The organism is Actinoplanes sp. NPDC048791, assembly GCF_040650095.1.
Lineage (GTDB): Bacteria > Actinomycetota > Actinomycetes > Mycobacteriales > Micromonosporaceae > Actinoplanes.
The window spans coordinates 1-4924 of sequence record NZ_JBEZGQ010000647.1 but is presented as its reverse complement, the minus strand read 5'-3'; the positions used below and the strand labels follow the sequence as shown (position 1 = coordinate 4924).

Sequence of the window (4924 nt, the reverse complement as noted above, 5' to 3'; positions counted from 1 at the left end):
GGCCCCAGCCCCTGGCCCTGGCCCTGGCCCTGGCCCTGGCCATTTCGCGTGGCCGGTCCGGCCCCGTCAATCCCGGCGGCCGCCTCAACGGCCCGCGACCATCAACACCAGCGGCTCGTGAGTTCCGACCCCATGGCGGTTCGCCCGTTGATCAATCGCCGTGAGCTCGCCGCCGAGGGCCGGCCGGCGGCGTTCGGCATGCGGGTGAGCGCCGGCACATGATCAGCCGGCCTGGCCGCCGGCGCTGTCGTGCGCGCAAGAGTACGACGGGCTGGCCGCCGCTCGGCAGGATCCCGCGTCAGAGTCCCCCACGAGTTCGGGTCGCCCAGACCGGCTGCCGGGGCTCGTCGTTGTGCACGATGATGTCGGCCAGCTCGGTCGGCCGGGCCGTCGCGAAGTAGAGCTGCTGCGACGGGATGTAGCGCTCGCGCCAGCGCCGTTCGACGTCGGCCTGGGATGACACCCGGCCCTCTCGGATCACCGCGCGGTGCACGGTCTTCTCGAGCGCGGTCGACACGAAGATGCGCACGTCCCACTGACCGATCAGTTCCGGGCGCAGGAGGAAGACGCCGTCGAAGATCAGTACGGCGTCGGCGGGGGCGGTTGTGGCCGGTGGTGACAGCACAGCATCCGTCGGGTGGTCGTAGACCCCGGGCTGGAAGCGTCGGTCTCCGGCCGGGCCGAGCGGGTCGAGCAGAACCCGGTTCAGGGCTTCGTAGTCGTGGGTGTCGAAGTAACAGCCTTCGGCGGAGAACTCACCGCGTCGGTAGCGCTGGGCCCGAGGGAGCAGGAAATCGTCGATCGTCGCGCGGACGACCTCACGGCCCTGTTCCCGCAGGACCCCGGCCAGCTCATCGGCGAGGGTGGTCTTGCCGGTGGCGGCCCGTCGATGGCAACCCGGGTCGGGTGGGTGACGGAGACCGACCCGACTGCCTCGGCCAGGTGGCGGAGCAGCGCGTCGCGGTCGCCCAGGTCCATGTCCCGTCCTCCCGATCCCTGCGTACGCTCGAACCCGTGCTCCTCACGACCGAACGGCTGGTGCTCCGCCGCTTCCGCCCAGCCGACGCCGAGACCCTGGCCGCCTACCGGACGGATCCCGAGGTCGCGCGCTACCAGTCCTGGAATTCGCCGTACCCCGTGGAGAAGGCCCGCTACGCCATCGAGTCCATGGCCGCCGCGGATCCCGATCAGCCGGGGTGGTTCCAGTACGCCGTGGAGCTCACCGCCGAGCGGGCGCACATCGGTGACGTCGCCGTCAATCTGCACGACAACCGGATGCAGGCCCAGCTCGGCTACAGCCTGGCGCCCGCCCGGCAGGGGCACGGCTACGCCACCGAGGCCGTCCGGGCCGTGCTGGACCATCTGTTCCGGGTCAAAGGGCTGCACAAGGTGTCGGCCGAGTGCGACGCCCGCAACGTCGCTTCGTACCGGTTGCTGGAGCGGACCGGCTTCCAGCGCGAAGGACTGTTGCGGCAGCACACCTGGAGCAAGGGCGAGTGGACGGACGACCTCCTTTACGGCCTCCTGGAAGCTGACTTCTTCGGCGTCGCGACGGTTTCGTAGGCGTCCTGGCACAGCTCGGCTATCTCGGCCCAGTCGACGTCGCCGTCCAGGCGGACGCCGAGCCAGCCGCGGTGCCCCACGTACGGCGGGCGGAAGAAGCGCTCCGGAGCCGCGGCGATCAGCTCCTGCTGGGCTCCGGGCGGCGCCGCACACCACAGGTGCGGGAACTGGTTGTCATGATGGCCGTGCTCCCACAGGGTCACGAAGGTCCGCCGGTCGCGCACGAACCACGTGGGCGCCCCATGGCTGGGCCGCTCGGTGATCTCGGGGAGAGCCATGCAGATGCGGCGAAGCTCCTCGAGCATCAGGACTGGGGCGCGGCGATGTTGACCATCCATTCCACGCCGAAGCGGTCCGTGCAGGTGCCGAACTCGTCGCCCCACATCTGCTTCTCCAGCGGGGTGCTGACCGCGCCGCCGTCGGCCAGCTTGGCCCACCACTCGCGCATCACGTCGGCCTCGTCGCCGCTGAGGCTGATCGCGATGTCGTTGCCCGGCACGTGTTCCAGACCGGGCGGTGCGTCGGCGCCCATCAGGACCATGCCGGTGTCGGTGACCAGCGTGGCGTGCATGACCTTGTCGGCCAGCGTCGGGTCGTCGGCGCCGAACTCACCGAAGGTGTTGACGTTGAGCGTGCCGCCGAGGACGGAGTGGTAGAACTCCATCGCGGCGCGGGCCTTGCCGTCGGTGAACGCGATGTACGGATTGAGACGCACTGCCATGGCCGGCTCCTTCGCCGAGAATGAACAACTTCTCGCACCTTAGACCCGGCCACCGACAGTTTCGGCCGCCTCCCCGCAAAGAGCGGCTCAGCCCTCGAGGTGCAGCCAGACCGCGCCCAGCGGTGGCACGCGCAGCGACGCGGACGCGTTCAGCCCGTGCCACGGCATCTCCTCCGCGTGCACCTCGCCGAGGTTGCCCACGCCGGAGCCGCCGTACAGGGTGCTGTCGGTGTTGACGACCTCGCGCCAGACGCCGGCCCGGGGCAGGCCGATGCGGTAGTTGTCGTGCGGGACCGCGGCGAAGTTGACCACGCAGGCCAGCGTGTCGCCGTTCGGGGCCAGGCGCAGGAACGAGAACGTGTTGTGCTGCGAGTCCTCGCTGGTGATCCAGCGGAAGCCGCTCGCCGTGGTGTCCTGCGTCCACAGCGCCGGGATGTCCCGGTACGCCTTGTTCAGGTCCTTGACCAGCTTGTGGATGCCGCCGCCGCGGCTCTCGTCGGCGAGCAGGTCCCAGTCGAGGCCGCGTTCCTCGCTCCACTCGCGCTGGTCGCCCATCTCGGCGCCCATGAAGATCAGCTGCTTGCCGGTGAAGGCCCACATGAAGCCCAGCAGCGCCCGGGTGTTGGCCAGCTGCTGCCACTGGTCGCCGGGCATCTTGCCGGTGAGCGAGCCCTTGCCGTGCACGACCTCGTCGTGGCTGATCGGCAGGATGTAGTTCTCGCTCCAGGCGTAGACCGTGGCGAAGGTCATCTGGTGGTGGTGCCACTGCCGGTAGATCGGCTCCTTCTCCATGTACGAGAGGGTGTCGTTCATCCAGCCCATGTTCCATTTGAAGCCGAAGCCCAGCCCGCCGAGGTGGGTGGGGCGGGTGACGCCCGGCCACGCCGTCGACTCCTCGGCGATGGTGACCACGCCGGGGTTGTTGCGGTAGACGGTCGCGTTCATCTCCTGCAGGAAGCTGATCGCGTCGAGGTTCTCCCGGCCGCCGTACTGGTTCGGGGTCCACTCGCCGTCCTTGCGCGAGTAGTCCAGGTAGAGCATCGAGGCGACCGCGTCGACCCGCAGGCCGTCGGCGTGGAACTCCTCGCACCAGTAGTTGGCGTTGGCGACCAGGAAGTTGCGGACCTCGCGCCGGCCGAAGTCGAAGACGTACGTGCCCCAGTCCGGGTGCTCGCCGCGCCGCCAGTCGCCGTGCTCGTAGAGCGGGGTGCCGTCGAAGCGGGCCAGCGCCCATTCGTCCTTGGGGAAGTGGGCGGGCACCCAGTCGAGGATGACGCCGATGCCGGCCTGGTGCAGCTTGTCGACCAGGTAGCGGAACTCGTCGGGGGAGCCGAAGCGGGAGGTCGGCGCGAAGTAGCCGGTGACCTGGTAGCCCCACGAGCCGCCGAACGGGTGCTCCATCACGGGCATCAGCTCGACGTGGGTGAAGCCGGTCTCCACCACATAGTCGACCAGCTGCTCGGCCAGCTCGGTGTAGGACAGGCCGGGCCGCCACGAGCCGAGGTGCACCTCGTACGCGCTCATCGGCTCCTGGTGCCACTGCTTGGTCGCGCGCTGGGCCATCCAGTCGGCGTCCTGCCACTCGTACGAGGACTCGTAGACGACCGACGCCGTGCGCGGGGGCACCTCGGTGTGCTGCGCCAGCGGGTCGGCCTTCTCGCGCCAGACGCCGTCGCGGCCGAGGATCTTGAACTTGTACTTGGTGCCGGAGGAGGCGCCGGGCACGTACAGCTCCCAGACGCCGCTGCTGCCCAGCGAACGCATCGGCAGGCCGTCGAACGGGCCCCAGCCGGCGAAGTCGCCGATCAGCTGCACGCCGCGGGCGCTGGGCGCCCACACGGCGAAGGCGACGCCCTCGCCCTTGGCCTGGGCGCCGAGCACTTTCCAGAGCTTCTCGTGCCGGCCCTCACCGATCAGGTGCAGGTCGAGCTCACCGAGGGAGGGCAGATGCCGGTACGGGTCGTCGCAGACGGTGCCCTCGACGTCGATCCGGTAGTCGAGCACCGTGCCGGGCACCGAGGCGGCGAAGATGCCGTCGGGGTGCACCGCCGTCATCGGGACGCGTTCGTCACCGACGACGAGGGTGACCTCCTTGGCGCCCTTGCGCAGCGTGCGGATCACCGTGTGGTCGCCGCTGGGGTGCGTGCCGAGCAGGCTGTGCGGATCGTGCGTGTCGCCGGCCATCACGGCGTTCATCGCGCGCTGATCGCCGGCCAGGGACGGCGACGGGGTGGTCTGCATCGGTACTCCTCGGGGAGTCGTCTCAAGTCCGGTCAAGGGCGGTGGCGGGGCGGTCGGACGGGGTCATCAGCCGGCGAGCCGCGCGATCGACCGCAGCGGGATGCGCAGCCAGCCGGGCCGGTGCCGGGATTCGTACGCGGCCTCGTAGACCGCCTTGTCGAGCTCGTACGCCGCCAGCAGCGCACCCTGCTCCCGCGGGTCGTGGCCGGAGGCGGCCGCGTACCCGTCGCAGAAGGCGGTGCGGTTGCGGTCGACCCATTCGCGGGCCCGGGCGGCCAGGTGCTCATTGTCGTCCTGGTCCACCAGCAGCTGGTAGGCGGCGTACTCGTAGCTGCGCAGCACCCCGGCGATGTCGCGCAGCGGCGAGTCGGGCAGCCGCCGCTCGTCGAGCGGCTGGCC

The 4924-nt window shown here is 70.2% G+C and carries 4 protein-coding genes and 2 pseudogenes; 1 reads left to right on the top strand and 5 read right to left on the bottom strand.

Features of this window, described 5'->3' with window-relative positions; genetic code table 11:
- Positions 1-298 precede the first annotated feature (298 nt).
- A pseudogene (locus AB0C29_RS33560) lies at positions 299-978 on the bottom strand (uridylate kinase).
- Positions 979-1014: 36 nt separating this feature from the next.
- Between AB0C29_RS33560 and AB0C29_RS33555 the strand changes: the two are divergent.
- Positions 1015-1563, top strand: coding sequence for a GNAT family protein (locus AB0C29_RS33555; RefSeq protein WP_360828829.1), 549 nt, complete (start codon positions 1015-1017; stop codon positions 1561-1563).
- On the opposite strand, the gene AB0C29_RS33550 is transcribed toward AB0C29_RS33555, so the two are convergent.
- The 4 genes and pseudogenes from AB0C29_RS33550 to AB0C29_RS33535 form a co-directional block, all read right to left on the bottom strand.
- Positions 1515-1868, bottom strand: a complete 354-nt coding sequence (locus AB0C29_RS33550) for an MmcQ/YjbR family DNA-binding protein (RefSeq protein WP_360828826.1) — start codon at positions 1866-1868, stop codon at positions 1515-1517. The two genes, AB0C29_RS33555 and AB0C29_RS33550, sit on opposite strands and share 49 nt — an antisense overlap.
- Complete coding sequence (locus tag AB0C29_RS33545; protein WP_360828823.1) at positions 1868-2284, bottom strand: VOC family protein; 417 nt, start codon at positions 2282-2284, stop codon at positions 1868-1870. The genes AB0C29_RS33550 and AB0C29_RS33545 overlap by 1 nt, the downstream gene beginning before the upstream one ends.
- 87 nt (positions 2285-2371) lie before the next feature.
- Positions 2372-4480, bottom strand: a complete 2109-nt coding sequence (gene glgB, locus AB0C29_RS33540) for a 1,4-alpha-glucan branching protein GlgB (RefSeq protein ID WP_360828832.1) — start codon at positions 4478-4480, stop codon at positions 2372-2374.
- 111 nt (positions 4481-4591) lie between these two features.
- Positions 4592-4924: pseudogene (locus AB0C29_RS33535) on the bottom strand (maltokinase); the annotation flags it as partial.